The organism is Cupriavidus phytorum, assembly GCF_003254285.1.
GTDB classification, from domain to species: Bacteria; Pseudomonadota; Gammaproteobacteria; order Burkholderiales; family Burkholderiaceae; genus Cupriavidus; species Cupriavidus phytorum.
On the sequence record NZ_QKZN01000001.1, the window covers coordinates 183,359 to 208,840 of the forward strand.

The window sequence follows — 25,482 nt, forward strand, 5'->3', positions numbered from 1 at the left end:
GCTGCGTCAGTACATGCCGGTGCGGGCCATGAACGCCTCCAGCGTCCAGCCGCGCCCGAGCAGCAGCATGCGCGTATGCAGGCCGTCGCGCGTGGCGGCATCGACGGCATCGCCGAGCCACGTCAGCGTCTTGCTGCGTAAATCCACATAGCTCATGGCGTAGTCGGGGGCCAGCGCCTGCCATAGCGCGTGGGCACCCGCCGACTGCCGCGCGCCGCTCAGCAGGCATAGGCCGCCGTCCAGCGCCCAGCGATAGAGCGCCCGCGCCAGGCCGCGGCGCTGGTAAGCGGGCGCAAACTTGCTATGCGGCGCCCGCACCCACGGATCGGCCCGGCGACCGACTTCGATCAGCCGGTTGAAGACGGTATAGCCGGCCAGCCGGCGCTGCATCACGTCTTCCACATACACGTAGTACTCGCCGTCCGCCTCGCGGTAGCGCAGGCGCAGGCCTGGCGCGCCCGCCGGCAGGGCGGGCATCGCATGGAGGCGGTCGCCCGGCCGGCCGATGCGGCCGTGCAGGGCGTCGAGTTCGCGCTCGATCTCGGCGGGCGCCAGCTCGACGTCGATGCGCAGCTCGAGCGCGCGCGGCAGCGCCGGCGCCGGCAGGCGCAGGGCATGGAAATTCGCCATGGCAGTCTCCCGCCCGCTCAGGAATTGAGGAGCAGGTAGAGGGCGGCGAGCGCCACCATGGCGCAGAAGGTGTGGCGGTAGAGCGGTGACATGTCTGGCTTTCTCCTGGCTGCATGATCGAGCGGGTGCCGGATGGCATCCGCGACATGGGCCGTGCGGGAAAGCTCAGGGCTGGAGGGCGGCGCCCCGAACTGCCCGCACGGCCAGGAAAAGCACGGCGCGGCGGACCGGGTTGCAGGCGGGGAAGTGCCTGGCCAGGTCAAGGGCAAACGCAAACGCAAGGGCAAGGCCTTGCTGCGCGGCGCGTACGCGCACGCCTGCCGCCGGCTGGGCCGGGCGGTTCAGGGTGGCGAAACGGGCGAAGCAAGGCATCGAGGCTGGGGGCGCAAGGGTGCGAAGGAACATTGCTTATGCCACACTTCATCGGGAATGTCCAGTCAAGTTGCCGGCTTCCGCGGTGAACGTCGTTTTACTTCGGGTGCTCGCGGCCGGGTGCGAGGGGGCCGGCAGCAGCCATCGTCATCGTTCATTGTGAACACTGTCTACATGTACTAGACTCGGAAACATCGTTCACCCGGCCTTCTTGCAGGAGCCAAGATGACGACTTCCCCCACCCCCGAAACGGATACCGGCCCGGTCCGGCTGCTGGTCGCCACCACCAAGGGCGCCTGGTTCCTGACCAGCGACGCCGCGCGCCGCAGCTGGCAGATCGACGGCCCGACCTTCCTCGGCCATACCATCCACCACATCGTGCAGGACCCGCGCGAGCCGTCGCGCCTGCTGATGGCGGCCCGCACGGGCCACCTGGGCCCGACCGTGTTCCGCTCCACCGACGGCGGCCGCAACTGGACCGAGGCGGCGCGCCCGCCCGCGTTCGACAAGGTGCCCGAGGGCGAGACCGGCCGCGTCGTCGACCACGTGTTCTGGCTCACGCCCGGCCATGCCAGCGAGTCCGGCACCTGGTACGCCGGCACCTCGCCGCAGGGCCTGTTCCGCAGTGCCGACCATGGTGCGACCTGGGAGCCGGTGCGCGGCTTCAACGACCACCCGATGTGGCGCGCCTGGACCGGCGGCGAGCAGGACGGCACCCCCGATGGTCCCAAGCTGCATTCCGTGCTGGTGGATCCGCGCGACGCGCGCCACCTGTATATCGGCATGTCCAGCGGCGGCGTGTTCGAGAGCACCGACGCCGGCGCCGACTGGAAGCCGCTGAACCGCGGCAGCATCGCCAACTTCCTGCCGGACCCCAACCCGGAATACGGCCAGGATCCGCACTGCATGCTGCAGCATCCCGCCAACCCGGACATCCTGTACCAGCAGAACCATTGCGGCATCTACCGGATGGACCGCCGCGAAGGCGTGTGGAAGCGGATCGGCGAGGCGATGCCGGCGGAAGTCGGCGACATCGGCTTCCCGATCGTCGCGCACCGCCGCGATCCGCGCACGGTGTGGGTGTTCCCGATGGACGGCAGCGATGTGTGGCCGCGCGTCAGCCCGGGCGGCCGGCCCGCCTCCTACGTCACGCGCGATGGCGGCGAGAGCTGGCAGCGGCAGGACCGCGGCCTGCCCGCCGAACAGGGCTGGTTCACGGTCAAGCGGCAGGCCATGGCCACCGACGGGCACGCTCCGGTGGGCGTGTACTTCGGCACCACCGGCGGCGAACTGTGGGCCAGCGCGGACGAAGGCGAGGCCTGGCAATGCATCGCCCGCAACCTGCCGCAGATCTACGCGGTCAGCGTGGCGCGCCCGGCCTGAGCGCCAGCCGCCGCTCCGGAGGACTCCCCATGCAGGTCCGTATCGCGACGCCGCTCTTCTCCTATACCGGACAGCGCGAATATGTCGAGGCCCGCGGCGCCAGCATTGCCGAGCTGCTCGACGACCTCGACCGCCAGTTTCCCGGCATGCGTTTTCGCATCGTCGACGAGCAGGGCAAGCTGCGGCCGTATATCCGTGTCTTCGTCAACCGCACCCAGCTGATGCGGCTGGATGCGCCGCTGCAGGACACCGACGAAGTGCATATCCTGCAGGCGCTGGCGGGCGGGTAGCGGCCGCTTGCATGGCGCTTGCGTGCCATTTTCCGGCGGCGACAGCTTCGGGCTGAAGCAGGGATCAAGCTAAAGCGCTTCGAGATAGCGCCATGGATAGATGCCGCGGTCATGTCCGTCATTGAAGATGAGCTGGATGCCGTAGCCCATGTCCTGCACCGCAACGATGCGGACCGCTGGCTCGACGGCTGCCCCGACCGGCCCGCTGCGGCACCCGGCGCAACGGCATGCCTGGCGCAGCCGTGCATGATCCAGTGACTGGCGCCGTCCATCCGGCCAGTCGATGCGCAACATCCCTTCGGCAGGCGCCAGCTCAAGCCGCAACGGGACCAGCATGCTCACGCTGCCTCATGTGGGGTACCGATCTGCGCCAGCGCGATGCGCACGGCCTTGCGTACCTCCGGATCGGCATCGTTGGCCACGGCGCTCAGCGCCGCCAGCGCTGCGGGATCCTGCAAGCTCCCCAGCGACAGCGCGGCCTCCTTGCGCAGGTTGCTGATGGCGTGGCCGAGCTGCAGCGCCAGCGGCTGCAGCGCGGCGCGGTCGCGCAGCTTGCCCAGCGCCCTGGCGGCCTGCAGGCGCACCTGCCAGTAGGGGTCTTCCAGTGCGCGGATCAGAGGCTGCACGGCCTCGGCGAACTTCAGCTTTCCAAGCGTCTGCGCGGCTTCTTCGCGTACCTGCCAGGCGTCGTCGCGCAAGGCCGCGAGCAAGGCCTCGCGCGCTGCCGGATCGGCGGCCAGGCCGAGCGCGCCGGCGGCGGCGCGCCGCACTTCGGTATCCGTGTCGCCGGTGGCGGCCCGGGCCAGCGCAGGCAGCGCTTCGCTGCGCCTGAGCCAGCCCAGCACGCCCACGGCTTCGCGCCGCACCGGCGCGGCGGGGTCGGACAGGGCAGCCATGGCCGCGTCGAAACCGCCCGCATGGCGCAGTTCGCGCAGGCCGCGCCAGGCGGAGGCGCGCACAAAGGGGTCGGCGTGCGTCACCCAGGGCAGCAGGGCGGCGCCGGAAGCCGGGTCTTTCAGTTCTGACAGCGCTTGCGCAGCGGCGTGCGCGACCTCGCGCACGGGATCGGCCAGGGCGGCGGCCAGGGCCTGCACCACCGCATGCTGTTCCCAGCTGGCCAGCGTGCGCGCGGCCTCGGCGCGCACGGTCTGCGCCGGGTCGGATTGCAGCCGCTGCAGCAGCAGCGGCACGCCGTCTTCGTCTTCCAGGTCGGCCAGTTGCAGCACCGCCACGCGGCGCACGGCAGGGTCGGGGTCGGAGAGGCGCAGCGCCAGTGCGCCGATGGCGGGATCGGGTTCCGACAGGGAATGGTCAGGCAAAGCGCGAGCGTGTGGCATGGAGGGCAGTCGTGTCGATATGGGAGTCAGGCGCCAGCCGCGAGTGCGCCGGCGTGGGAGTGGTCATGCAGTAGGCCACGGCAGCGGCGCTTGAGCCCGATGAAATCGTCATCGGTCATCCGTTCGGCGCGGCGCGGCCGTTCGAAGGGGACGGCGATATCCGCGAGGATGCGTCCGGGCCGCTGAGACATCACCAGCACGCGGTCGGCCAGGAACAGCGCCTCGTCGATGTCATGGGTGACAAAGACCACGGTGGTGCGCATCTGCGTCCAGACGTCTAGCAGCAGTGCCTGCATATGAGCGCGGGTCTGCGCGTCGAGCGCACCGAAGGGCTCGTCCATCAGCAGCACGCGCGGCCGGTTGATCAGCACGCGCGCGATCTCCACGCGCTGCTGCATGCCGCCGGAGAGCTGGGCGGGATAGCGCTGCGCGAAGCTGCCCAGGCCAACTAGGTCCAGCAGGGCCTGCGCCTCGCGTCTGCGTTCGGCGGCGGGCATGCCCTGCATCTTCAGGCCGAAGCCGACGTTGTCGAGCACGCGCTTCCATGGGAACAGCGAGTGCTGCTGGAATACCAGCCCGCGCTCCGGCGCCGGGCCGCGCACGGGTGCCCCATCGAGCAGGATCTCGCCCGCCGCCGGCCGCAAGTGGCCGGCGATGGCCCCCAGCAGCGTGGACTTGCCGCAGCCCGATGGGCCCAGGATGCAGACGAACTGCCCGGCGGGAATGTCGACGGAAAGCTGTTGTACGGCGGTAAAGCCGGTATCGCCCTGGCCCAGCGCCACATCCAGGCCGCGCACCTGCAGGTGGCCCGCGCGGATCGGTGGGCTGGTCATGCGCGCTCCTGCTGCAGGCGGGTCCATGGCATCAGCCACGCCCCGGTGCGCTTGATCAGCGCGCTGCTGCCCATGCCGAAGGCGCCGATGAGCAGCATGCCGACAACGATATCCGCATAGTTCTGCAGGTTGTAGGCCTCCCACGTGTAGTAGCCGATGCCGTACTGGCCCGCGATCATCTCGGCAGTGACCAGGCAGAACCAGGACGTGCCCATGCCGATCGCCAGGCCCGTGACGATGCTGGGCAGGGCAGCGGGCAACAGCACTTCCGGGAAGACGGTCCAGCGGCGCGCGCCCAGGCTGCGCGCCGTGGCGATCAGCCGCGGATCCGTGCGTTCCACGCCGTGGATGGTATTGAGCAGGATCGGGAACAGCGCCCCGATGAAGGTGATGAAGATCATGCTCAGTTCCGAAGACGGGAACATCAGGATGGCCAGCGGAATCCACGCCACGCCGGGGATCGGGCGCAGCACCTCCAGCGGCGGCAGCAGCAGGTCTTCCAGCCAGCGCGAGCGGCCGATGGCCATGCCGAGCACGATGCCTGCCGCGGCCGCCGCGCCGAAGCCGGCAAACACGCGGTAGAGGCTGTTGCCCAGGTGCAGCACCAGCTTGGGCGACTGCAGCAGCTGCCAGGCCGCCGGCACGACGTCACTGGGCGCGGGCACGTTGGCGAAGGTGACGAGGCCAAGGTGGGCCCGCTGCGACGAAGCCAGCTGCCACAGCACGATGCAGCTCGCCAGCGCGGCCAGGCGCACCAGCCAGCGCGCCAGCCGGGCGCGTGCCGCGCCGGCCGTGGCGGGCGCCACCGGGGGCGGCCCGGCTTCAAGCGTGATTGCGCTCATCGTTGTGCTCCAGGTATCAGTTGCTGGCCACGGCAACGGTCGCGCCGCTGACTGCGGCGAAATCGCGCACCTTGCCGCCATTGGCCCTGGCCCAGCCGTCGGCGGACCCCTTGAGCAGGAAGGCGCTGACCTGTCCCTTGCCGTCTTGCACATACCACGCCTTGTTGGCCAGCAGCTTCAGGCCGGTATTGCGGTCATGCACATACAGCACGCGCGCCGGCGTGCCGGCCTTTGCCGCCTGCCTGAGCGCGGCGAACGCTGCCGCCGGCGAGGCATAGGCGCGCACCCTGGGCTCGCCCCGCAGCCACAGCTGCGCGGCCAGCCTTGGCTCGGCGATGGGTTTGCCGGTGTCCGCGTCCCGGGCCGCGAGGGGCTGCTTGTCGTAGGCCTTCAGGCGTGCCTCATAGTCCAGGCCTTCGAGCCGGAACGCTTCGCGGATGTAGCGGTCGTCGATCACGCTGTCGGCGCTCAGGTCGGCATCGGTACGCTTGAGCAGCTTCAGCGTTTCGATCGAGGTCTGCAGCGCCTGCCGGTATTCCGGCTTCCAGGTGTAGTCGCGGTTCTGCAGGCCGAGCGGGCCATGGAACAGGTAGTCCACCTCGGCGTCGATGCCGGTCACCCTGGCAATCAGTTCGCTGTATTTCTCGGGCTCCGCGGCCATCAGGCGGTCGGCCTCGATGGCGGCGCGCAGGTAGGCCACCACGATCTCGGGATACTTCTGCGCATAATCCGCGCTCACCAGCGCGCCATGGAAGGTGGGCGCCTCGGCCTGGGAGCCGTCATAGATCTTGCGCGCGAAGCCGCGGAACGCGAACAACTCGGGGAACGGCACGAAGTTGGCGTGGCCGTCCACCTTGTGCGCCTGCAGCGCCGAGCCGCCGACCTCGGGCGACTGCGACACCAGCGTCACGTCCTTGTCCGGGTCCCAGCCCTGGCGCTTGATCGCGCGCAGCAGCATGCCGTGCGCGGTCGAGCCGAACGGCACCGAGATGGTCTTGCCCTTGAGCTCCGCCAGCGACTGGACCGGGGAATCGGCGGGCACCACGATGCCGTTGCCGGTGCCGATGGCGTTGCCTGACAGCGGCGCGATAAACAGGCTCTTCTTGCCGGCCTTCTGGAACGCCGCGGCGTTGAGCGAGCCGGGGAAATCCGCCATCGCGCCGATATCGAGCTTGTCGGCCACCATCTCGTTGGTCAGCGGCGGGCCGGAGGTGAAGTTCTTCCATTGCACGTCGTAGCTGACGTCCTTGTACTTGCCGGTGCGCGGCAGGTATTTGTCGAGCAGCTTCAGCTCGCGGATCAGCAGGCCGCCGGTGGCGCAGTTGATGGTGGTGTCCTGCGTGCCGATGGCGACGCGGATGGTTTCGGCGCTGGCTGTGCCGGCCACGCTGGCGGCGGCCAGCGCCAGCAGCAGAGGGATGCTGGAAAAGGATCTCATGGGGCTATCTCTGTGGGGCTGTGGTCATGAAGCTGGGCAATCAACGCAGCAGGTACGGAATCTCGACCCGCACCGCGCCCGTCGGGCAGTCCTTTTCGCAGGGCATGCAGTACCAGCATTCGTCGAACTGCATATAGGCCTTGCCCTTGGCCAGGTCGATGGCCAGCAGGTCCATCGGGCAGACATCGACGCACACCGTGCAGCCCTTGTCGGCGATGCACTTGTCTTCGTCGATGGTCACCGGCGCGCTGGTGCGCTGGGTGATTTCGTGCGGGGTGTAGGCCATGGCGATGTTTCCTTCAGGCGGCAGCGAGGCCGGTGGCAAGTCCGGTGCGGGATTCGGTGTGGGCTTCGGGGCGGGCTTCGGTGCCGGGATGGACAGCCTGGCCACGGCCAACGCGCAGCCGCTGGTAGGCGGTGGCGTCGTCGCCCGCCACTGGCACGATGTACGGTTCGATCGCGTGCTTGTGGCTGACCATGCGTCCGGCGGCATCCTTGCTCAGGTGTGTATGGCAGAACCAGTCCGCGTCATTGCGCTGCGGATAGTCGACGCGATGGTGGTAGAGGCCCCATCGGCTCTCGGTGCGGAACAGCGAGGCGCGCGCCGCCATTTCGGCGCAGTCGCGAATGGCCATGACCTCGACCGCGCGCATCAGTTCATGCGGGTTGGCGGCGCGGATCTGGCCGATGTCTTCGGCGATGGCATCGAAGCGCTGCAGGCCGATTTCCATCTTGCGCGTGACCTTGGGCGGCTGCAGGTAGTCGTTGACCATGCGCCGCAGCTTGTATTCCACCTGCGCGGGCGGCAGGCCGCCGGCGCGGGCCAGCGGTGCCAGCACGCGCGCGCGTTCCGCCGCGACCTGCGCCGCATCTGCCTCGGGCAGCTCGCGGCCCGCCACGTAGTCGGCGGCGTTCTGTCCGGCAAACCAGCCATAAGTGAAGGCGCCCAGCATGTAGTTGTGCGGCACCGCGGCCATGTCGCCGGCGGCATAGAGGCCCGGCACCGTGGTCTCGGCGCGCTCGTTCACATGCACGCCTGACGCACTGTGGCCGCTGCAGAAACCGATCTCCGAGATATGCATCTCCACCATCTGCCTGCGGTAGTCGGTGCCGCGCCCGGCATGGAACTGGCCGCGGCTGGGGCGCTCGTTGGTGTGCAGGATGGTCTCGATGGTCTGGATGGTCTCTTCGGCCAGGTGGTCCAGCTTGAGGAACACCGGGCCGTTGCCGCCCTGCAGTTCCTGGTAGAACTCCCACATCATCTGGCCGCTCCAGTAATCGCATTCGATAAAGCGCTCGCCCTTGCCGTTGGCGGTATAGCCGCCCAGCGGACCGGTCACGTAGGCGCAGGCGGGCCCGTTGTAGTCCTTGATCAGCGGATTGATCTGGAAGCACTCCAGGTTGGCCAGCGCCGCGCCGGCGTGATAAGCCATGGCGTAGCCGTCGCCGGCATTGGTGGGGTTCTCGTAGGTGCCCATCAGGTAGCCGGAGGCGGGCAGGCCCAGCCGGCCGGCCGCGCCGCAGCACAGGATCACGGCGCGCGCGCGGATCACGTGGAAGTCCGCGGTGCGGCAGTCGAAGCCCATCACGCCGCTGGCGGCGCCGGAGGCGTCGGTCAGCACGCGTGTGGCAACGATGCGGTTGGTGATCTCCACGCGGGCGCGCTTGAGCTGGCGGTACAGCACCTTCTTGACGTTATGTCCTTCGGGCATCGGCAGTACATAAGAGCCCATGTGATGGACCTTCTTCACGGCGTAGTCGCCGGTCTCGTCTTTCTCGAAACGCACGCCCCAGCGGTCCAGCTGCTCGATGGTGGTGAAGCTGTGGCGCGCGTAGGCGTAGACGGTGGACTGGTCGACGATGCCGTCGTTGGCCACGGTGATTTCGCGCGTGTACTGTTCGGGCGTGGCGTGGCCGGGGATCACGGCATTGTTCAGGCCGTCCATGCCCATCGAGATGGCGCCGCTGCGCTTGACATGCGCCTTGTCGAGCAGCAGCACGCGCAGCGCCGGGTTGCGTTCCTTGGCCTTGATCGCGGCCATCGGGCCGGCGGTGCCGCCGCCGACGACAACGATGTCGTATTCGTGAGTCAGGGTATTCATGCGGAGGTCTTCCCCTTGCTGGCTGGTTTGCGGGGCCGGGCGCGGCCTGCCGTGTGGTTGGCGCTGGTGGCGGGCGCGGCCTTGTGCCGGTCTGCGCGCAGCCGGTACTGGAACGCGTCGCCGCGGAAGTAGAGGAACTCGTAGTCGATCGGCGTGCCTTGCGCGTCGTGGGTCAGGCGTTCGATGCGCAGCACCGGCGCGCCTTCCTCGATGCGCAGCGCCTGGGTCAGTTCGTCGTCGGCAAGTATGGCGTCGACGCTCAGGTCGGCATGGCCGAGCCTTACGCCACAGTCGTTTTCCAGGATCAGGAAGATGTCGCGCGTGGCGAGGTCAGCATTGAGCAGGCGGCGGCCGACGGACTCGGGCACCCAGGTGAGTTCCAGCGACACCGGTTCGCGGTTGAGCAGGCGCACGCGCCGGATCTCCACCACCGGATCGCCTTCGCGCAGACGCAGCTGCGCGGCAACGTGGCTGCTGGCAGGCACGCGCTTGAGGCTGCGCACCTGGTTCAGGATCTCGTACCCCATGCCGGACATCGCCTCGGCAAAGCCTTGCAGCGAGGTCACGTTCTGGAAAGCGCGCGGCCTGGAGACGAAGGAGCCCTTGCCGGGGATCCTGAAGATCAGGCCCTCCTTCTGCAAGTCGCCCAGCGCCTGGCGCACGGTGATGCGGCTGGCGCGGAAGCTTGCGCCAAGTTCGCTCTCCGACGGCATCTGGTGGTGCGGCGGATAGGTGCCGTCCAGGATGCGGGCGCGCAAGGCGTCCTTGATCTGCGTGTAGAGCGGCAACGGGGTCGGCATGGAGGCCGGCGCTGCCGCGGCGCTGTCGGCGGGCAAGGCGTTGGTCCGGAAGGTCATCGGATCGACATAGCGTGTTATGACAAGTTGGGAGTCACTATATGGACCACGCTGTGCCGAAGGAACGAAGCAATCCGGATATGGAACGATGAAATCCGCACATGCGGTGCGCGCGCCGCTCAATTCCCGCGGGCGCGCGCCGATATCCGGTCATGACGCCTGCCGTCCGCCAACCGCCGCGGGCAGGCAGAACAACCATGGCGGCAACACACCATACGCACGGCACGGGAGCAACGCATGAGCAGTTCCATGAGGGACATCGACGAACGGACTAACCTCACCAACAACAACCAGTTCGAGCTGCTGCTGTTCCGGCTCGGCGAGGCCGAGCATTCCGGCCAGTCGGAGCTGTTCGGCATCAACGTCTTCAAGGTGCGCGAGATCCTGGTCATGCCGCCGGTGACAACCGTGGTCGGCGCCGATCCGTCGATCCTGGGCATGGCCGATATCCGCGGGCAGGTGATTCCGGTGATCGACCTGCCCCGGCTGGTCGGCTGCAAGCCGCGGGCCGGACTGGGCATCCTGCTGGTGACCGAGTACGCGCGCTCGACCCAGGGCTTTGCGGTCGAGGCGGTCGAGGAAATCGTGCGGCTGGAGTGGAACCAGGTGCATTCCGCCGAAGCCAGTGTGCGCAGCGGCCATGTGACGAGCATCGCCAAGCTGGACGGCGGCGGCGAGGGGGAAGAGCAAGGCGCGCGGCTGGTGCAGGTGCTCGATGTGGAGCAGATCCTGCGTGATGTGCTGCCCACGCGCCAGCCGGACGTGGACCCCGGCGAAGTCGGACCCCAGCTACAGCTGCGCCCTGGCGCCAGGGTGGTTGCGGCGGACGATTCGGCACTGGCGCGCGGGCTGATCGAGCAGGGCCTGAAGGCGCTGGGCGCACCGGTGGTGATGACCAAGTCCGGCAAGGAAGCGTGGGAGTTGCTGGACCGCATCGCGGCCGAGGCCGCCAGCCAGGGCAGGCCGGTCCAGGATGACGTGGCGCTGGTGCTGACCGACCTCGAGATGCCGGAGATGGACGGCTTTACGCTGACCCGCAAGATCAAGGCCGACAGCCGGCTGAAGTCATTGCCGGTGGTGATTCACTCATCACTGTCGGGCGAGGCCAGCGAGGAGCACGTGCGCAAGGTGGGCGCCGATGCCTATGTCGCCAAGTTTGTCGCCAAGGAACTGGCCGATACCATCCGCGCGGTGCTGACCCGTTAAGCGCGCCGCCACGGGGCTGGAGCGGCAGGCACAAAATGCAAGCGCCCGCAACCATTCCCGTACGCCGGTCGGTTGCCTATAAAACGGGCACTCCAGCGCGTTCCAGCGCGGGCGCGCCCTTCGCGGTTGTCAAGAGGGGGGATATCCACTGTTCCTGTGGATATTTTTTGTGGACAAGTCGGGCACCGCCGGTGCGCTCCCGGCCGGCATCAGCCGATGCCGGCCGGGAAGCCCCGACCGCGGCCTGGCGCGGGCTCCGCGCCGCCGCGCTCCCTGGCGCCGCCGCTCCTCGCTCTCCCCTTCTTTTCGTCCGTCCTGCGCCGTGGCGCTACTTGGGCTGTGCCACCGTACGCAGGTAGGGCTTCAGCGTCTTGAAGCCCTGCGGGTATTTCTTGCTGGCTTCCTCGTCCGAGACCGAGGTCGGGATGATGACGTCCTCGCCCGGCTTCCAGTTCACCGGCGTGGCCACGGTGTGCTTCGCATTGAGCTGCAGCGAGTCCAGCAGCCGCAGCACCTCGTCGAAATTGCGTCCCGCGCTCATCGGGTACACCAGCATCGCCTTCACCTTCTTGTCCGGGCCGATGATGAACACCGAGCGGATGGTGGCGTTGTCCACCGCGGTGCGCGGGCCGCTGCCGCTGGCCTCGGGGTGGATCATGTCGTAAAGCTTGGCCACCTTCAGGTCGGCATCGCCGATCATCGGATAGTTGACCGTGCAGCCCTGGGTTTCCTCGATGTCCTTGACCCAGCGCTGGTGGTCATCCACCGGATCGATGCTCAGGCCGATGATCTTGGTATTGCGCTTGTCGAACTCGGGCTTGAGCCGGGCCATGTAGCCCAGCTCGGTGGTGCACACCGGCGTGAAGTCCTTGGGATGCGAGAACAGGATGGCCCAGCCGTCGCCGATCCACTCATGGAAGCTGATCCGGCCTTCCGTGGTGTCGGCGGTGAAATCAGGGGCTTGCTCGCCCAGTCGAATCGCCATGGTTGCGCTCCTTGCAGTTGGCATGGTTTGGAATCGCGCGTTGCCGCGCACTGTTGCCCGCTATCCCCGCTATCCCGCCGTGGCGCCGTGTCCCGCTAGCGGAAAACCAGCACCGGGATCGTGCTGTGGGTCAGCACCTTGTGCGTCTCGCTGCCGATCAGCATGGCCTGCAGCCCGCGCTTGCCATGCGACGACATCACGATCAGGTCGCACTCGCGCTGCTGCGCGCACGCGATGATGGCCTGCCAGGGATGGTCGTCGGTGGCGGTGATGGTGTCGCACGGCACGCCGGCCTGCGCCGCGGTGTGGCTGAGCGCGGCAAGGAAGGTGTCGGCGTGGCGCGCGGCTTCGGCGGCGAAGTTGCTCTTGGTGTCTTGCAGGCTGGTGAGCCGGTAGGTCAGCACGTGGTACTCGGGAAGCACATGCAGCCCGGTCACGCGGGCGCCGATGCGGCTGGCGAATGCCATCGCGCGGCTCACCATGGCATCGGCGCGCGCGGAGCCGTCGGTCGGTACTAGGAGGTGCCTGTACATGATGAGCCTCCGCTTGCAAAGAGATACCGCGCCAGCCTGGCGCGTCCGCGCACTGGCGGGCGAGCCAATCCAGTATAGGAATTGCGCGGCATAAGGAACAGGACGCCAGGGCCTCCGGAGCACGGCCGCGAACAGGGTGGTGCCCGGAGGCAAGCATTAACATGCTGTTATCATTCGATTCACCTGTGCCCCCGCACCGATGGAAGGGACTGAAGCATGATTGCGCTACGCGAAGCCCGGCTGGCCGGATTGTTCCAACGCGGCAACTGGCTGCCGAATGTGGTGTCGGGCGTGATCGTGGGGGTAGTGGCGCTGCCGCTGGCAATGGCGTTCGCGATTGCCTCGGGCGCCAAGCCCGAGCAGGGCCTGTACACGGCCATCGTCGCCGGGCTGGCGGTGTCGCTGTTCGGCGGCAGCCGCGTGCAGATCGCCGGGCCCACCGGCGCCTTTATCGTGGTGCTGTCCGCGGTAACGGCGCGCCACGGCATCGATGGCCTGCAGATCGCCACGCTGATGGCCGGTCTGATCCTGCTGGCGATGGGGCTGACGCGGCTGGGCGGCGTGATCCGCTACATTCCGGCGCCGGTGATCGTCGGCTTTACCGCGGGCATCGGCGTGATCATCTTCGTCGGCCAGTGGCGCGATTTCTTCGGGCTGCCGCCAGTGGCCGGCACGCATTTCCATGAAAAACTCTGGCACCTGCTGCAGGCGCTGCCGCAATGGCACCCCGCCACCACCGCGCTGGCGCTGGGCAGCCTGGCGCTGGTGGTGGGCGCGCCGCGCGTGCGCTGGCTGCGGCGCGTGCCGGGCCCGCTGGTGGCGCTGGTGGTGGCCACCGCGGTGCAGGCGCTGTTCCGCTTCGACGGCGTGGCGACCATCGGTACGGCCTTCGGCGGCCTGCCGCGCGGCCTGCCGGTGCCGTCGCTGCCGGAGGTCACGCTGGCGCGCGTGCTGGAGCTGGCCGGGCCTGCCTTCACCATTGCCATGCTTGGCGCGATCGAGTCCTTGCTGTCGGCCGTGGTAGCCGACGGCATGGCGGGCACCCGGCATGACTCGAACCAGGAACTGGTGGGGCAGGGCATCGCCAATGTGGTGGCGCCGCTGTTCGGCGGGTTTGCCGCCACCGGCGCGATCGCGCGCACCGCCACCAATATCCGCAACGGCGGCAACAGCCCGCTGGCGGGCGTGGTGCATGCGCTCACGCTGGTGCTGGTGCTGCTGTTCCTGGCGCCGCTCGCGGCCAGCGTGCCGCTGGCCGCGCTGGCCGCGATCCTGTTCGTGGTGGCCTACAACATGAGCGAGATGCGCCAGTTCGCCCGCATGGTCCGGCGCGCGCCGCGCGCCGATGTCGCGATCCTGCTGATCACCTTTACGCTGACGGTGCTGACCGACCTGGTGGTGGCGGTCAATATCGGCGTGATCCTGGCCATGCTGCAGTTCCTGCGGCGCATGTCGGCAGCGGTGGAAGTGGCACCCCAGGCCGCCGAGGCCGTTGCGCGCGAACTGGACGACGCGGGCACCGGCGCGGTGGCGCCGATACCGCCGGGCGTGCTGGTCTATGTCATCGACGGCCCGTTCTTCTTCGGTGCCGTTGAGGCCTGCGAGCGAGCGCTGGTGCAGACCCATACCGAGCCGCGCGTGCTGCTGATCCGCCTGGGCCGCGTGCCCTTCATGGACATGACCGGGCTGCAGACGCTGGAGGCGGTGATCGTCACGCTGCAGAAGCGCGGCGTCGCGGTAGTGCTGGCCGAGGCCAACGCGAGGGTCAGGGAAAAGCTGGCGCGCGCCGGCGTGCTGGCGGCGCTGGGAGAAGGCAACTACGCGGATTCGCTGGCGCAGGCGGCGCAACGCTGCGCCGCGCTCGCCGGGGAAGGGCAAGGCGAGGCCAACGCCCCGCGCTGAGTTACTTCTTCTGGCGCGTGCCGCCCGCCGGCCTGGGCTTGGTGGCGTAATCCACGCCATGCTGCGCCAGGTAATCGCGGATCAGCTGGCGCACCACCTGCGACGGCGTCAGGTCCTGCGCGGCGCACAGCGTTTCAAAGGCCTTCTTCTTCACCGGATCGATCAGGATGGTCAGGCGGGCGGTCTTGGATTCCATGAGGGTGTGCGGCGGTCCGGGGCCGGAGATGGCGGCGGCGATTGGATGGGCATTATATACAGCGCTGCCGCAGGCATTCGGTACACCGGCGGTTTGCGCCCCGCTCCCGGCTGCGGGAGGGGGAGCACACAGCGGGTGCTGGCAAAACCAGTAGTCTTACTTACTCCGCCATCTCCAGATCCGCGATCACCGCCGCCAGGAAGCGCGCGGCCTCTCCGCCCGTCACCACGCGGTGGTCGAAGGTCAGGCTCAGCGGCATGACCCGGTGCACCGCGGGCACGCCGCCGGCCGCGACCACTGCGTCGCGCACGCGCCCGGCACCCAGGATCGCCACGGTGGGCGGCACCACGATCGGCGCCGCATAGCGCCCGGCGATCATGCCGAAGTTGGACAGCGTGATGGTGTTGCCGCGCATCTCCTCGGGGGCGATGGTGCGCGCGCGGATGTCGGCGCGCATGCGGTCGAGCCCGTGGCGCAGGTCGGCGGCGTCGCGGTTGCCGACATCGCGCAGCACCGGCACGAACAGGCCCTCGGGCAGGTCGGCGGCAATGCCGACGTCGATCTTCTTCATCACGTGGCGGCGTCCGGTCTGTCCTTCATACCACGCATTGAGCCCCGGTTCGGCGCGGCAGCCGGCCACCAGCGCGCGCACCAGCCGGATGGTGACATCGGCGCCGGCCGGCCAGGCGTGGATGTCGGCGTCGTCCATCACGGTGGCGGCGGCGACTTCGGCCTGCGCACGCGCCATGTTCTGCGCCATCGCGCGGCGCACGCCGCGCAGTTCTTCGGGCGCGCCGAGGTCCTTCAGCGTGGCGGCGACCCGTTCCACGTCGGCGGCGGTGACCACGCCCTCGGGACCCGAGGCGGTGGCCATGGCCAGGTCCACGCCGAGCCGGCGCGCCAGCGCACGGACCGCCGGCGTCGCCTTGACGCGCGCGGCCATCCCCGCAGCGGGCGCGGCGGTGCCGGGCGGCGCGGCTTCGCTGGCCACGTGCGTGCCGACCTGGACCGAGCCCACCACGGTGCCGGCGTCGGCATCTTCGCCAGCGCCCTCGAAACCCACCAGCGGCGCGCCCAGGTGCACGATGTCGCCCGGCTGCGCAAACAGCTTGCCGATGCTGCCGGCATAAGGCGACGGGATTTCGACGATCGCCTTGGCGGTCTCCACCGACAGCAGCGGCTGGTCCGCCGCGACCGTGTCGCCGGTCTTGACGTGCCAGGCCACGATCTCGGCCTCCTGCAGGCCTTCGCCCAGGTCGGGCAGCTTGAAGACTCGCATCGGTCCTCCTTGGCTAGCTTGAACGGTCCGGTTGCCGCCGGGGCCCTACGCCGCCAGCGCCCTGCGCGCGGCATCGACGATGCGCGCGACACCGGGCAGGTAGGTGTACTCCAGCCGCGCCAGCGGCACCACGGTATCGAAGCCGGTCACGCGCTGCACCGGCGCGGCCAGCGAGTACAACCCCGCATCGGCCAGCTGCGCCGCGATCTCGGCGCCGAAGCCGGCGGTGCGCGGCGCCTCGTGCACGATCACGCAGCGGCCGGTGCGCGAAACCGCATCCAGGATGGTCTGCATGTCCAGCGGCTTGAGCGTGGCCACGTCGATCACAGTCGCAGTAACGCCTTCCGCGGCCAGCGCGTCTGCGGCGGCGAGCGTCTCCTGCACCATCGCGCCCCAGCTCACCAGCGTGATGTCGCTGCCTTCGCGCAAGGTGAAGCAGGTATCGAGCGGCAGCGCCGCGCCGTCGTCGGCCACTTCCTGGCGGAACAGGCGGTACAGCCGCGTGGGCTCGAGGAAGATGACCGGGTCGGGGTCGGCGATCGCCGCCAGCAGCAGCCCGTACGCGCGCGCCGGCGATGACGGCACGACCACGCGGATGCCAGGCATGTGGGCGAACATCGCCTCCGGGCTTTCGGAGTGGTGCTCGGGTGCGTGGATGCCCGCGCCGCACGGCGAGCGCACCACCAGCGGGCAGGTCAGCCGCCCGCGCGTGCGGTGGCGCATGCGCCCGGCGTGGTTGATGATGTGATCCACCGCCGGGTAGATAAAGCCGGTGAACTGAATCTCGGCCACGGGCTTGAGCCCCATCGCCGCCATGCCGATCGCCGCGCCGACGATGCCGCCTTCGGCCAGCGGCGTATCCATGACGCGCGCGGCGCCGAAGCGCGCCTGCAGGCCCACGGTGGCGCGGAACACGCCGCCGTTGACGCCGATGTCCTCGCCCAGCAGCAGCACATCGGGATCGTGCTCCAGCGCATGGGCCAGCGCCAGGTTGACTGCTTCGACCAGATTGATTTCCGCCATGGTTCGCTCGCTGTGGGACCGGGTCGAGGTAGGAGTGCGCGCGCGGCGCCGCCAGCGGCTAGCCGTGCTGCGCCGGGAAGCGCCGCGCGATCTCCAGCTGCGCCTGCAGTTCGGCCGGCATGGCCGCGTACAGGCAGTCGAACATCGCGGCCGGGTCTGGCGGCGGCATGGCGAGGTAGGTCTCGACCGCCTGCGCTACCTGCTGCGAGCACGCCCTGACCAGCGCCTCTTCGCGCGCCGCATCCCAGGCATGCAGGGCCAGCAGGTGGGTGCGCAGGCGCAACAGCGGTTCGTGCTGCCAGTGTGCCTTGACGCTGGCCTCGTCGCGGTAGCGCGAGGCATCGTCGGCGGTAGTGTGGTCGCCCAGCCGGTAGGTGATGGCCTCGATCAGCGCGGGACCGCCGCCGTCGCGCGCGCGCGCGACCGCTTCGCCGACGCGATGGCGCACCGCGACCACGTCGTTGCCGTCGACCTGCTCGCCCGGGATGCCCGCGGCAATGGCCTTCTGCGCCAGCGTCTGCGCCGCGGTCTGGCCGCTGCGCGGCATCGAGATCGCCCACTGGTTGTTGTTGATCACGATCACCAGCGGCGCGCGCCAGGCGCCGGCCATGTTCATGCCTTCATAGAAGTCGCCCTTGGAGGTGCCGCCGTCGCCCAGCAGGCAGACCGCCACGCGCGGCTCGCCGCGCAGCTGGAACGCGTACGCGGCGCCGGCCGCGTGGCACACCTGGGTGCCGATCGGCACGCAGTTGGCAAAGTCATGCGGCGCCGCGGCAAAGCCGCTGCCGCGCTCGTCGCCGCCCCAGTAGAGCAGGCTCTCGGTCATCGTCACGCCGCGCACAAACTGCGCCGCGTGGTCGCGGTACGAGGGCACCAGCACATCTTCCGGCCGCATGGCGTAGGCCACGCCCACGCCGATCGCCTCCTGCCCCAGCGCCGACGCGAAGGTGCCGATCTTGCCGGTGCGCTGCAGTGCGATCGCCTTCAGGTCGAACTGACGCGTCAGCACCATCGCCTGGTACAGGGGCACCAGCGCGTCAGGGTCGCTGCCGAACGGTGGAAGGGGAACAGTGGTGGGAGTGGTGTCGCCCGGTGGGGCAAGGTAGCGGGTATAGCCGATCTCAAAGCGCGCAACCGTGGACATGGCGGGTCTCTCGATGCGGTTGTCTCGACAGGATCCGCGCGGACCGGGGCGAGGATCTTCGCAGCCCTCCGCGGCAATGATCGCGTTGTGATCCCTGCCGTGCTTTTTGGGCGCGGGGGACTTGAGCTTGAGTGTAGGGCATTTGCGCGGCCGGCGCGGCGCGAAATTGTCTTGCTGCGCACAATGCGGCGATGCCGCGCTGGCCGCCGCTCAGGCTTCCAGGTGCGGCTGCATCAGCGCGCGGAACCACTCCAGGAACACCGCAAGCCGTGCCGAGCGCTGGCGGCGGTGCGGATAGAGCAGCGACACCGGCATGCTCGGCGGGCGCCAGTCGGGCATGATTTCCAGCAACTGTCCGGTGTCGAGCAGGTGCTGCACGTCGAAGCGCGGGATCTGGATCATTCCGATGCCGGCGAGGCAGCAGGCGATATAGCTTTCGGCATTGTTGACGGAGACGCGCGTTGCCACGTCGGCCTCGCGCGCGCTGCCATCGGCGTCCAGGAATTCCCACGGCAGTTCCCGGCCGGTGCGCGGACTGGCGTATCCCACCGCGAGGTGGCCGCGGCGCAGATCGGCCGGATCATGGGGCTCGCCGTGTTCGCGCAGATAGGCCGGGCTGGCGCAGTTCACCAGCGCGATCCGGCCCAGCGGCCGCACCACCAGGCTGCTGTCGGCCAGCACGCCGAAGCGCACCGCGCAGTCGACGCCCTCCTGCACCAGGTCGATGGCGCGGTCACTGGAACCGAGCGACAGATGCAGCCGCGGATGGCGTCGCAGCAAGGCGGGCAACGCAGGTGCCACCAGCCGGCGCGCGATGCGGCTCGGCATATCGACGTTAAGACGGCCGCTGGCCTGGCGCTGGCCGGCCTGGAACAGCTGGTCGATATCCTCGACCTCGGCCAGCAGCGGACGCAATCGCTCCAGCAATTGGGCGCCGTCGGCGCTCAGCCGCACCTGCCGCGTGGTCCGGTGCAGCAGGCGCGTGCCGACCTGGGCCTCCAGGTCCTGCACCGCCGCCGATACCGACGCGCGCGGCAAGCCGAGCGCATGCGCGGCCTTGATGAAGCTGCCCATCTCGGCCACCTGCAGGAATACGCGGTACTGGTCGAATCTGTCCATACGCCTCGCCCGTCGATGGCGCAAGCATACCTGCAATGCGTGCACGCTCCGGAGCGGCGCGGCGGCTTATTTGGTCGTGTAGCCGCCGTTGATCAGCATGGTCTGGCCGGTGATCCACCAGCCGTCGCTGACCAGATGGCGGATAAAGGGCACCACATCCTCGATATGCGTCAGTCCCGTCGGCGAGAACGGCGACAGCGCGGCCGCGCTCTTGTGATAGGCCACGGCGTCGTCGCCTTCCTGGCCGTAGAAGAACGGCGTGTCCATCGGGCCGGGTCCTACCGCGGTCACCGAGATACCGCGTGCGCCGAACTCCTTGGCCGCGGCGCGGGTAAAGTGTTCGACCGGCGCCTTGGTGCCGGCATAGGCGGCATAGAAGGGCGTGAACGCGCCCAGCAGCGAGGTCACCAGCGTCACGATCTTGCCGTGGTCGTTGACGTGGCGGCCGGCTTCCTTCAGGAAGAAGAAGGCGCTCTTGGCGTTGACGGCCGACATCTCGTCGTACTCGGCCTCGCTGATCTCGGCGAACGGCTTCTTCAGTACCTTGCCCACCGTGTTGATGGCGATATCGGGACGGCCCACCGCGGCCACGGCTTCGGCGAACAAGCGCTCGACCGCGCCCGCGCTGCTCAGGTCGGCCCGCAGTGCCACCGCCTGGGCACCGCTTGCCTGGAGCGCCCGCACCGTGGCCTCGGCGTCGGCGCGCGAGCCCGCGCTGTGGTAGTGGATGGCGATGGCCCGCGCGCCCTGGGCAGCCAGGTCGCGCGCGATCAGCCCGCCCAGGTTCTTGGCGCCGCCGGCGATCAGCGCGACCTTGCCGCGGATGGAATGGTCAGCCATGGAAACTCTCCTGTGGATGCGTCGAAGGAGGCTTCAGCTTAGGCGGCGGGGGCTGCGGAATAAATCGGCGGCGCCTGGATAGATCATCCAGGAAACCAGAACAATGGGCGTGGGGCTCAGCGCTGGTACGGCGGCGGCACGAAGCCGGCGAAGCGCTGTTGCGTCACCGCCTTGAACTGGGCCGACTGGTAGGCCTCGCGGATGTCCCTGACGAAGGGCTTGTTCAGGTCGGCGGTCTTCACCGCGACCAGGTTCATGTAGTAGTCCGGAATCTTCTCCAGCGCCAGCGCCGAGGTCAGCTTCAGGCCCGAGGCCAGCGCATAGTTGCCGTTGACGAAGGCATAGTCGACATCGTCGAGCGAGCGCGGCAGCTGCGCGGCTTCCAGCTGGACCAGCTTGAGCTTGTGCGGGTTGGTGTCGATATCGCGTTCGCTGGCGCGGATCGGGTCGGTGCCGGGCTTGAGCGTGACCCAGCCGATCTGCTGCAGGATGGCGATGGCGCGCGCCAGGTTGGTCGGATCGTTCGGCAGCGATACCGTGTTGCCCGGCTTCACCTCGGCCAGTGCCTTGTGCTTGCGGCTGTAGATGCCGATCGGCGCGGTCGGTACCTGGATCACGTCGCTCAGCGCGAGCTTGCGGTCGGCCGAGAACTTCTTCAGGTAGGCGACGTGCTGGAAGGCGTTGGCGTCGATGGCACCGTCGGCCAGCGCCAGGTTGGGCTGCACGTAGTCGCTGAACTCGACGATGGTGACCTTGTAGCCGCGCTGTTCCAGCACCGGCTTGACGCCATAGCGGATCTGGTCGGCATACGGGCCGGCGGTGGCGCCGAAGCGGATTTCCTTCTTGTCCGGATCGGCCGCGCCGGCGCCTTGCATCACGCCCAGCGCCAGCACGGCTGCCGCCAGTCGCGTGGCCAGGCCGAATTTCCCGTATTGCATCGGATGCTCCCCTTTGAGGTGGTGGTGTGGCCGCGGCGTCGCGCCGTGGCATCGGGCCATTGTATGGAAAAGCAGCCAATGGACGAACGAGCGTTTACGCATGGCGATATGCCCGGGCGGAATAAGGCCTACGCTGTAGGAACGCGTCACGCGTCACTGCGTCTGCAAGCCATGGGAGGCCGCCATGCCCGAACAACTGACCAAGCATCCCGATGTCACGATCCAGGTGCTGCGCAGCGCCGGCGCCCGCTGCGGCGAGGGCGAGACCCAGGCCATCCTGCGCAGCTGTCCGCCGGCGCGCTTTTGCAAGCTGCCGGGCGGCGAGGTCTGCGTGTATGGCCTGGATGGCGCGCCCACGATGACGCAGTTCACCGCCGCCGACTGGCAGTCGCTCGCGCCGCTGGCGCGCGGCGGCGCCGACGATGTTGGCGCGGGCGCATGGACTGGCATGGCGGTGGCGGTGTTCATTGCAGGGTTGGTGGCCGGTGCGCTGGCCGCCGCAGTGCTGGCGCGCTGGCGGCGCGGCCGTCACCGGGGATAGCAGCGGCCGGCGCGTGGTTTCCGCTGGCATGGTGTTTGCGGCGATTCCCCGGCCATGACACCGCTGCCGCCCGCTTCCGACCACTTCCGCCTGCTGGAGAACGGCGAGGAGTATTTTCCGTGCGTGTTCGACGCCATTGCGCGCGCGCGTGAAAGCGTACTGCTGGAAACTTTTATCCTGTTTGAAGACGAGGTAGGCCATAAATTGCACGCGGCACTGCTGGCGGCCGCGCGCCGCGGCGTGCGCGTGGCGCTGACGGTGGACGGCTTCGGCTCGCATGACCTGTCGCCGGCCTTTATCGCGGAGCTGGTCGATGCAGGCGTGCAGTTCTGCACATTCTCGCCGCGGCCGCGGCTGTTCGGCGTGCGCACCCACATCTTCCGGCGCATGCACCGCAAGCTGATCGCGGTCGATGCCGAGGTGGCGTTCGTCGGCGGCCTCAATTTCTCGGCGCAGCACCTGTACCAGTTCGGGCCGCTCGCCAAGCAGGACTATGCGGTGGAAATCCGCGGGCCCTTCGCGCGCCAGGTGCACGACTTCCTGGTGCGCGCGATGCCTGGCGCGTGTCCGCCGCTGCCGCGCTCGTCCGAGCACGCGCCAGATCGCGAGGGGCCGGATCCGCGCACTTACGACGCACGCGTGAACCTGGTCACGCGCGACAACCACCGCCACCGCAACGACATCGAATTTGCCTACCTGGACGCGATCCGCGCGGCGCGGCGCGAGGTCATCATCGCCAACGCTTACTTCCTGCCGGGCTACCGGCTGCTGCATGCGCTGTGCGAGGCCGCCGCGCGCGGCGTGCGGGTGCGGCTGCTGCTGCAGGGCAAGCCCGACATGCCGTGGGTGGCGCGCGCCGGCGGCCTGCTCTATGCGCATCTGCAGGACGCCGGGGTGCAAATCCTCGAATACGTCGAGCGGCCCTTCCACGGCAAGGTCGCGGTGGTCGACGACAACTGGGCCACGGTCGGCTCCAGCAACCTCGACCCGCTGAGCCTGTCGCTGAACCTCGAGGCCAATCTCGTGATCCGCGATGAAGCCTTCGCGTGCCACCTGCGCGGCCGGCTCGAAGCGCTGATCGGCGCGCGCTGCCGCGCAGTGCCGCCGGGGCTTAAGTCGCCGCGCAACCGCCTCGATGCGCTGGGCGCGACGCTGATGTTCCACTTTCTGCGGCGCTTCCCGGCGTGGGCGGGCTGGCTGCCGGCGCATGCGCCGCGGCTGGTGCAGCCGATGCCGGGCGGGCGCCGCAACGCGCGGCGCGTGGTGGTGCTGCGCGGAGGCGCGGAATGACGGGCGCCGAGGCCCTGTCCGCCATCCGCCAGCATGCGCACTGGCCGGCCTGGCGCCGTGCCATCGGCATCCTCTTCATTGCTGCCGTGCTGGCGCTGATCGCGCGCAAGCTGGGCACCATCGACTGGAACGCGGTGCTGGAAGCGCTGCGCGGCTTTAACGCGCGCACGCTGCTGCCGGCGGCCGGCTTCGTGGCACTGAGCGGGCTGCTGTACAGCCAGTTCGACGTGCTCGGCTGCCGCTATGCCGGGCACCCGCTGCCGCTGCGCCGGGTGATGGCGATCTCCTATGTCAGCTACACGCTCAGCCTCAACCTGGGCGCCACGCTGGGCGGCGCGGGCGTGCGCTACCGGCTGTACTCGCGCGCGGGGCTGAGCGCCCCGCAGATCTGGAGCCTGTTCGTGGTGGTGGTTACCACCAACTGGCTCGGCTATGCGGTGCTGGCGGGCGCCATCCTCGCCGGCGAACTGGTGGTGCTGCCGCCGGAGTGGGGCATTCCCGCGGCGCTGACACGGGTGCTGGGCATGCTGATGCTGGCGATCCCGGCCGCTTACCTGGCGGCGTGCGCGCTCTGGCACGGCCGCCACCGCACCGTGCGCGACCACGACATCTATGTGCCCACGGTGCGCTTCGCGGCGTTGCAATGCGCGCTGTCGGCGGCCCACTGGATGTCGATGGGCGCGATCCTGTACGCGCTGCTGCATACGCATGCGACGTACTTCACGGTGCTTGGCGTGCTGCTGGCGTCCGGGCTGGCGGGCGTGGTAGTGCGCATCCCCGGCGGGCTGGGCGTGATCGAGACCGTGTTCCTGACCATGCTGGGAGACCAGGTGCCGCACGGGCTGCTGCTCGCGGCGCTGATCGCGTATCGGGCGCTGTATTACCTGATTCCGTTGATGATTGGGGCGGTGAGCTATTTCGTGCTGGAGGCGCGGGGCAAGCGTGGTGACGAGGAAGCGGTGAAGTGATCGGCTAGTGCGAGCGCCTGCCCTCTCCCCCGGCCCCTCTCCCGGGGGCGGGAGAGGGGAGCAAACCAGTGGTAGCGGGTCTGGCGGGAGGGTCAGGCCGCTGCCAGCGCGCGGTCCAGGTCTTCGATCAGGTCGTCGATATGCTCGATGCCGATCGACAGCCGCACCATGTCCTCGCTGACGCCGGCCGCCTGCAGTTCTTCGGCGTTGAGCTGGCGGTGCGTGGTCGATGCCGGGTGGGTGGCCAGCGACTTGGCATCGCCGATATTGACCAGCCGCGTGAACAGCTGCAGCGCATCGAGGAAGCGCGCGCCGCCCTCGCGGCCACCTTGCTTCAGCCCGAACGACAGGATGCCGGGCCCGCGGCCGCCCAGGTATTGCTGCACCAGCGCGTGGTCGGGGTGATCCGGCAGGCCGGCAAAATTGACCCACGCCACCTTGGCGTGCTGCTGCAGGTGGCGGGCGATCGCCAGCGCATTGTCGGTGATGCGGTCCAGCCGCAGCGCCAGGGTCTCGATGCCCTGCAGGATCAGGAACGCGTTGAACGGTGACAGCGCGGCGCCGGTATTGCGCAGCGGCACCACGCGCGCGCGGCCGATATAGGCGGCGGGCCCCAGCGCTTCCGTATAGACCACGCCGTGGTACGACACGTCCGGCTCGTTCAGGCGGCGGAAGCGCGCCTTGTGCTGCGCCCACGGGAACTTGCCGCTGTCGACGATGGCGCCGCCGACGCTGTTGCCGTGGCCGCCCAGATACTTCGTCAGCGAATGCACGACGATATCGGCGCCGTGCTCGAACGGCCGGCACAGGTAGGGCGATGGCACCGTGTTATCGACGATCAGCGGCACGCCGTGGTTGTGCGCGACGCGCGCTATCGCGGCGATATCGACCACGTTGCCAAGCGGGTTGCCCACCGACTCGACGAACACGGCCTTGGTGCGCGCATCGATCAGGTCGCCGAAGCTGGACGGATTGCGGCCGTCGGCAAAGCGGGTCTCGATGCCCGACTGCGGCAGCGTATGCGCCAGCAGGTTGTAGGTGCCGCCATAGAGCTGGCTGGACGAGACGATGTTGTCGCCGGCCTCGGCAATGGTCTGGATCGCATAGGTGATCGCGGCCATGCCCGACGCCAGCGCCAGCGCGCCCACGCCGCCCTCGAGCGCGGCCAGGCGCTGCTCGAGCACGTCGTTGGTCGGGTTCATGATGCGGCTGTAGATGTTGCCGGCCACCTTCAGGTCGAACAGGTCGGCGCCGTGCTGGGCGTTGTCGAAGGCGTACGCCACCGTCTGGTAGATGGGCACGGCCACCGCGCGCGTGGTGGGATCGGGCGAATAGCCGCCGTGGACGGCCAGGGTTTCGAGTCTCATCTTCTTCTCTCTTCTTCTCGCTGTTGGGTGACCGGCGCGCGGGGGCAGTGCCTGCCGCGCGCCGGGC

Annotated in this window: 26 protein-coding genes; 7 read left to right on the forward strand and 19 right to left on the reverse strand. The window is 69.0% G+C overall.

From position 1 onward, the window contains the following. Nucleotides 1-6: 6 nt before the first annotated feature. Nucleotides 7-630 carry an N-acetyltransferase gene (locus C7416_RS00850; protein ID WP_111516685.1) on the reverse strand — a complete coding sequence of 208 codons (624 nt, stop codon included), beginning with the start codon at nt 628-630 and terminating at the stop codon, nt 7-9. A gap of 597 nt (nt 631-1,227) precedes the next feature. Here C7416_RS00850 and C7416_RS00860 point away from each other — a divergent pair. Both C7416_RS00860 and C7416_RS00865 read left to right on the forward strand, forming a co-directional pair. Then, complete coding sequence (locus C7416_RS00860) at nt 1,228-2,385, forward strand: beta propeller repeat protein (protein ID WP_111516687.1); 1,158 nt, start codon at nt 1,228-1,230, stop codon at nt 2,383-2,385. 29 nt (nt 2,386-2,414) lie between these two features. After that, a complete protein-coding gene (locus C7416_RS00865; RefSeq protein WP_012356818.1) occupies nt 2,415-2,675 on the forward strand; it encodes a MoaD/ThiS family protein in 261 nt (86 codons plus the stop codon). A gap of 69 nt (nt 2,676-2,744) precedes the next feature. On the opposite strand, the gene C7416_RS00870 is transcribed toward C7416_RS00865, so the two are convergent. Genes C7416_RS00870 through C7416_RS00905 form a run of 8 tightly spaced genes read right to left on the reverse strand, consistent with a single transcriptional unit; the run spans nt 2,745 to nt 10,027 of the window. Further along, the gene (locus tag C7416_RS00870) at nt 2,745-3,011 is read right to left on the reverse strand and encodes a DUF971 domain-containing protein (protein WP_050976530.1); all 267 of its coding nucleotides are present in this window, start codon (nt 3,009-3,011) and stop codon (nt 2,745-2,747) included. 2 nt (nt 3,012-3,013) lie between these two features. After that, nucleotides 3,014-4,012 carry a HEAT repeat domain-containing protein gene (locus C7416_RS00875; protein WP_111516688.1) on the reverse strand — a complete coding sequence of 333 codons (999 nt, stop codon included), beginning with the start codon at nt 4,010-4,012 and terminating at the stop codon, nt 3,014-3,016. Between the two features lie 26 nt (nt 4,013-4,038). Further along, on the reverse strand, nt 4,039-4,845 hold the full coding sequence (locus C7416_RS00880) for an ABC transporter ATP-binding protein (RefSeq protein ID WP_111516689.1): 807 nt from the start codon (nt 4,843-4,845) through the stop codon (nt 4,039-4,041). Further along, nucleotides 4,842-5,687, reverse strand: a complete 846-nt coding sequence (locus C7416_RS00885) for an ABC transporter permease (protein ID WP_012356814.1) — start codon at nt 5,685-5,687, stop codon at nt 4,842-4,844. The genes C7416_RS00880 and C7416_RS00885 overlap by 4 nt, the downstream gene beginning before the upstream one ends. 16 nt (nt 5,688-5,703) lie before the next feature. Then, nucleotides 5,704-7,125, reverse strand: a complete 1,422-nt coding sequence (locus C7416_RS00890; protein ID WP_111516690.1) for an ABC transporter substrate-binding protein — start codon at nt 7,123-7,125, stop codon at nt 5,704-5,706. A gap of 40 nt (nt 7,126-7,165) precedes the next feature. After that, complete coding sequence (locus C7416_RS00895; protein WP_025584240.1) at nt 7,166-7,411, reverse strand: 4Fe-4S dicluster domain-containing protein; 246 nt, start codon at nt 7,409-7,411, stop codon at nt 7,166-7,168. A 13-nt stretch (nt 7,412-7,424) separates the two neighbouring features. After that, complete coding sequence (locus C7416_RS00900; RefSeq protein WP_111516691.1) at nt 7,425-9,227, reverse strand: fumarate reductase/succinate dehydrogenase flavoprotein subunit; 1,803 nt, start codon at nt 9,225-9,227, stop codon at nt 7,425-7,427. After that, nucleotides 9,224-10,027, reverse strand: coding sequence for a GntR family transcriptional regulator (locus tag C7416_RS00905; protein ID WP_111517444.1), 804 nt, complete (start codon nt 10,025-10,027; stop codon nt 9,224-9,226). The genes C7416_RS00900 and C7416_RS00905 overlap by 4 nt, the downstream gene beginning before the upstream one ends. Before the next feature lie 294 nt (nt 10,028-10,321). Here C7416_RS00905 and C7416_RS00910 point away from each other — a divergent pair, with 294 nt between their 5' ends. After that, a complete protein-coding gene (locus C7416_RS00910; RefSeq protein WP_012356809.1) occupies nt 10,322-11,290 on the forward strand; it encodes a chemotaxis protein in 969 nt (322 codons plus the stop codon). Between the two features lie 328 nt (nt 11,291-11,618). Here the strand turns inward: C7416_RS00910 and C7416_RS00915 are convergent, their stop codons facing one another. Next, the gene (locus tag C7416_RS00915; protein ID WP_012356808.1) at nt 11,619-12,275 is read right to left on the reverse strand and encodes a peroxiredoxin; all 657 of its coding nucleotides are present in this window, start codon (nt 12,273-12,275) and stop codon (nt 11,619-11,621) included. A 95-nt stretch (nt 12,276-12,370) separates the two neighbouring features. Next, nucleotides 12,371-12,808, reverse strand: a complete 438-nt coding sequence (locus C7416_RS00920) for a universal stress protein (protein ID WP_012356807.1) — start codon at nt 12,806-12,808, stop codon at nt 12,371-12,373. A gap of 216 nt (nt 12,809-13,024) precedes the next feature. Here C7416_RS00920 and C7416_RS00925 point away from each other — a divergent pair, with 216 nt between their 5' ends. Continuing rightward, nucleotides 13,025-14,710, forward strand: coding sequence for a SulP family inorganic anion transporter (locus tag C7416_RS00925; RefSeq protein WP_111516692.1), 1,686 nt, complete (start codon nt 13,025-13,027; stop codon nt 14,708-14,710). A 1-nt stretch (nt 14,711) separates the two neighbouring features. On the opposite strand, the gene C7416_RS00930 is transcribed toward C7416_RS00925, so the two are convergent. The 7 genes from C7416_RS00930 to C7416_RS00960 form a co-directional block, all read right to left on the reverse strand. Then, entirely contained in the window at nt 14,712-14,906 is a 195-nt protein-coding gene (locus C7416_RS00930) for a ribbon-helix-helix domain-containing protein (protein ID WP_012356804.1), read from the reverse strand. A 160-nt stretch (nt 14,907-15,066) separates the two neighbouring features. Further along, nucleotides 15,067-16,185, reverse strand: coding sequence for a dihydrolipoamide acetyltransferase family protein (locus tag C7416_RS00935; protein WP_111516693.1), 1,119 nt, complete (start codon nt 16,183-16,185; stop codon nt 15,067-15,069). 45 nt (nt 16,186-16,230) lie between these two features. Beyond that, nucleotides 16,231-17,208: an alpha-ketoacid dehydrogenase subunit beta gene (locus C7416_RS00940; protein ID WP_012356802.1), complete on the reverse strand. Its 978-nt coding sequence runs from the start codon at nt 17,206-17,208 to the stop codon at nt 16,231-16,233. A gap of 58 nt (nt 17,209-17,266) precedes the next feature. After that, nucleotides 17,267-18,352 carry a pyruvate dehydrogenase (acetyl-transferring) E1 component subunit alpha gene (pdhA, locus tag C7416_RS00945; RefSeq protein WP_111516694.1) on the reverse strand — a complete coding sequence of 362 codons (1,086 nt, stop codon included), beginning with the start codon at nt 18,350-18,352 and terminating at the stop codon, nt 17,267-17,269. Nucleotides 18,353-18,562: 210 nt separating this feature from the next. After that, on the reverse strand, nt 18,563-19,471 hold the full coding sequence (locus C7416_RS00950; RefSeq protein WP_111516695.1) for a LysR family transcriptional regulator: 909 nt from the start codon (nt 19,469-19,471) through the stop codon (nt 18,563-18,565). Nucleotides 19,472-19,537: 66 nt separating this feature from the next. After that, nucleotides 19,538-20,311 carry an SDR family oxidoreductase gene (locus C7416_RS00955; RefSeq protein ID WP_111516696.1) on the reverse strand — a complete coding sequence of 258 codons (774 nt, stop codon included), beginning with the start codon at nt 20,309-20,311 and terminating at the stop codon, nt 19,538-19,540. A gap of 116 nt (nt 20,312-20,427) precedes the next feature. After that, nucleotides 20,428-21,249 carry a MetQ/NlpA family ABC transporter substrate-binding protein gene (locus C7416_RS00960; protein WP_111516697.1) on the reverse strand — a complete coding sequence of 274 codons (822 nt, stop codon included), beginning with the start codon at nt 21,247-21,249 and terminating at the stop codon, nt 20,428-20,430. A gap of 184 nt (nt 21,250-21,433) precedes the next feature. Between C7416_RS00960 and C7416_RS00965 the strand changes: the two genes are divergently transcribed. From C7416_RS00965 to C7416_RS00975, 3 genes are read left to right on the forward strand one after another with little or no spacing between them, the layout of a single operon-like run. Then, nucleotides 21,434-21,790: a hypothetical protein gene (locus C7416_RS00965; protein ID WP_111516698.1), complete on the forward strand. Its 357-nt coding sequence runs from the start codon at nt 21,434-21,436 to the stop codon at nt 21,788-21,790. A gap of 54 nt (nt 21,791-21,844) precedes the next feature. Beyond that, on the forward strand, nt 21,845-23,080 hold the full coding sequence (clsB, locus tag C7416_RS00970; RefSeq protein ID WP_111516699.1) for a cardiolipin synthase ClsB: 1,236 nt from the start codon (nt 21,845-21,847) through the stop codon (nt 23,078-23,080). After that, nucleotides 23,077-24,048, forward strand: a complete 972-nt coding sequence (locus C7416_RS00975) for a lysylphosphatidylglycerol synthase domain-containing protein (protein WP_111516700.1) — start codon at nt 23,077-23,079, stop codon at nt 24,046-24,048. Before clsB ends, C7416_RS00975 begins: the two co-directional genes overlap by 4 nt. Nucleotides 24,049-24,140: 92 nt before the next feature. Here C7416_RS00975 and C7416_RS00980 read toward each other — a convergent pair whose 3' ends face one another. Next, nucleotides 24,141-25,415, reverse strand: coding sequence for an O-acetylhomoserine aminocarboxypropyltransferase/cysteine synthase family protein (locus tag C7416_RS00980; RefSeq protein WP_111516701.1), 1,275 nt, complete (start codon nt 25,413-25,415; stop codon nt 24,141-24,143). Between the last annotated feature and the right edge of the window lie 67 nt (nt 25,416-25,482).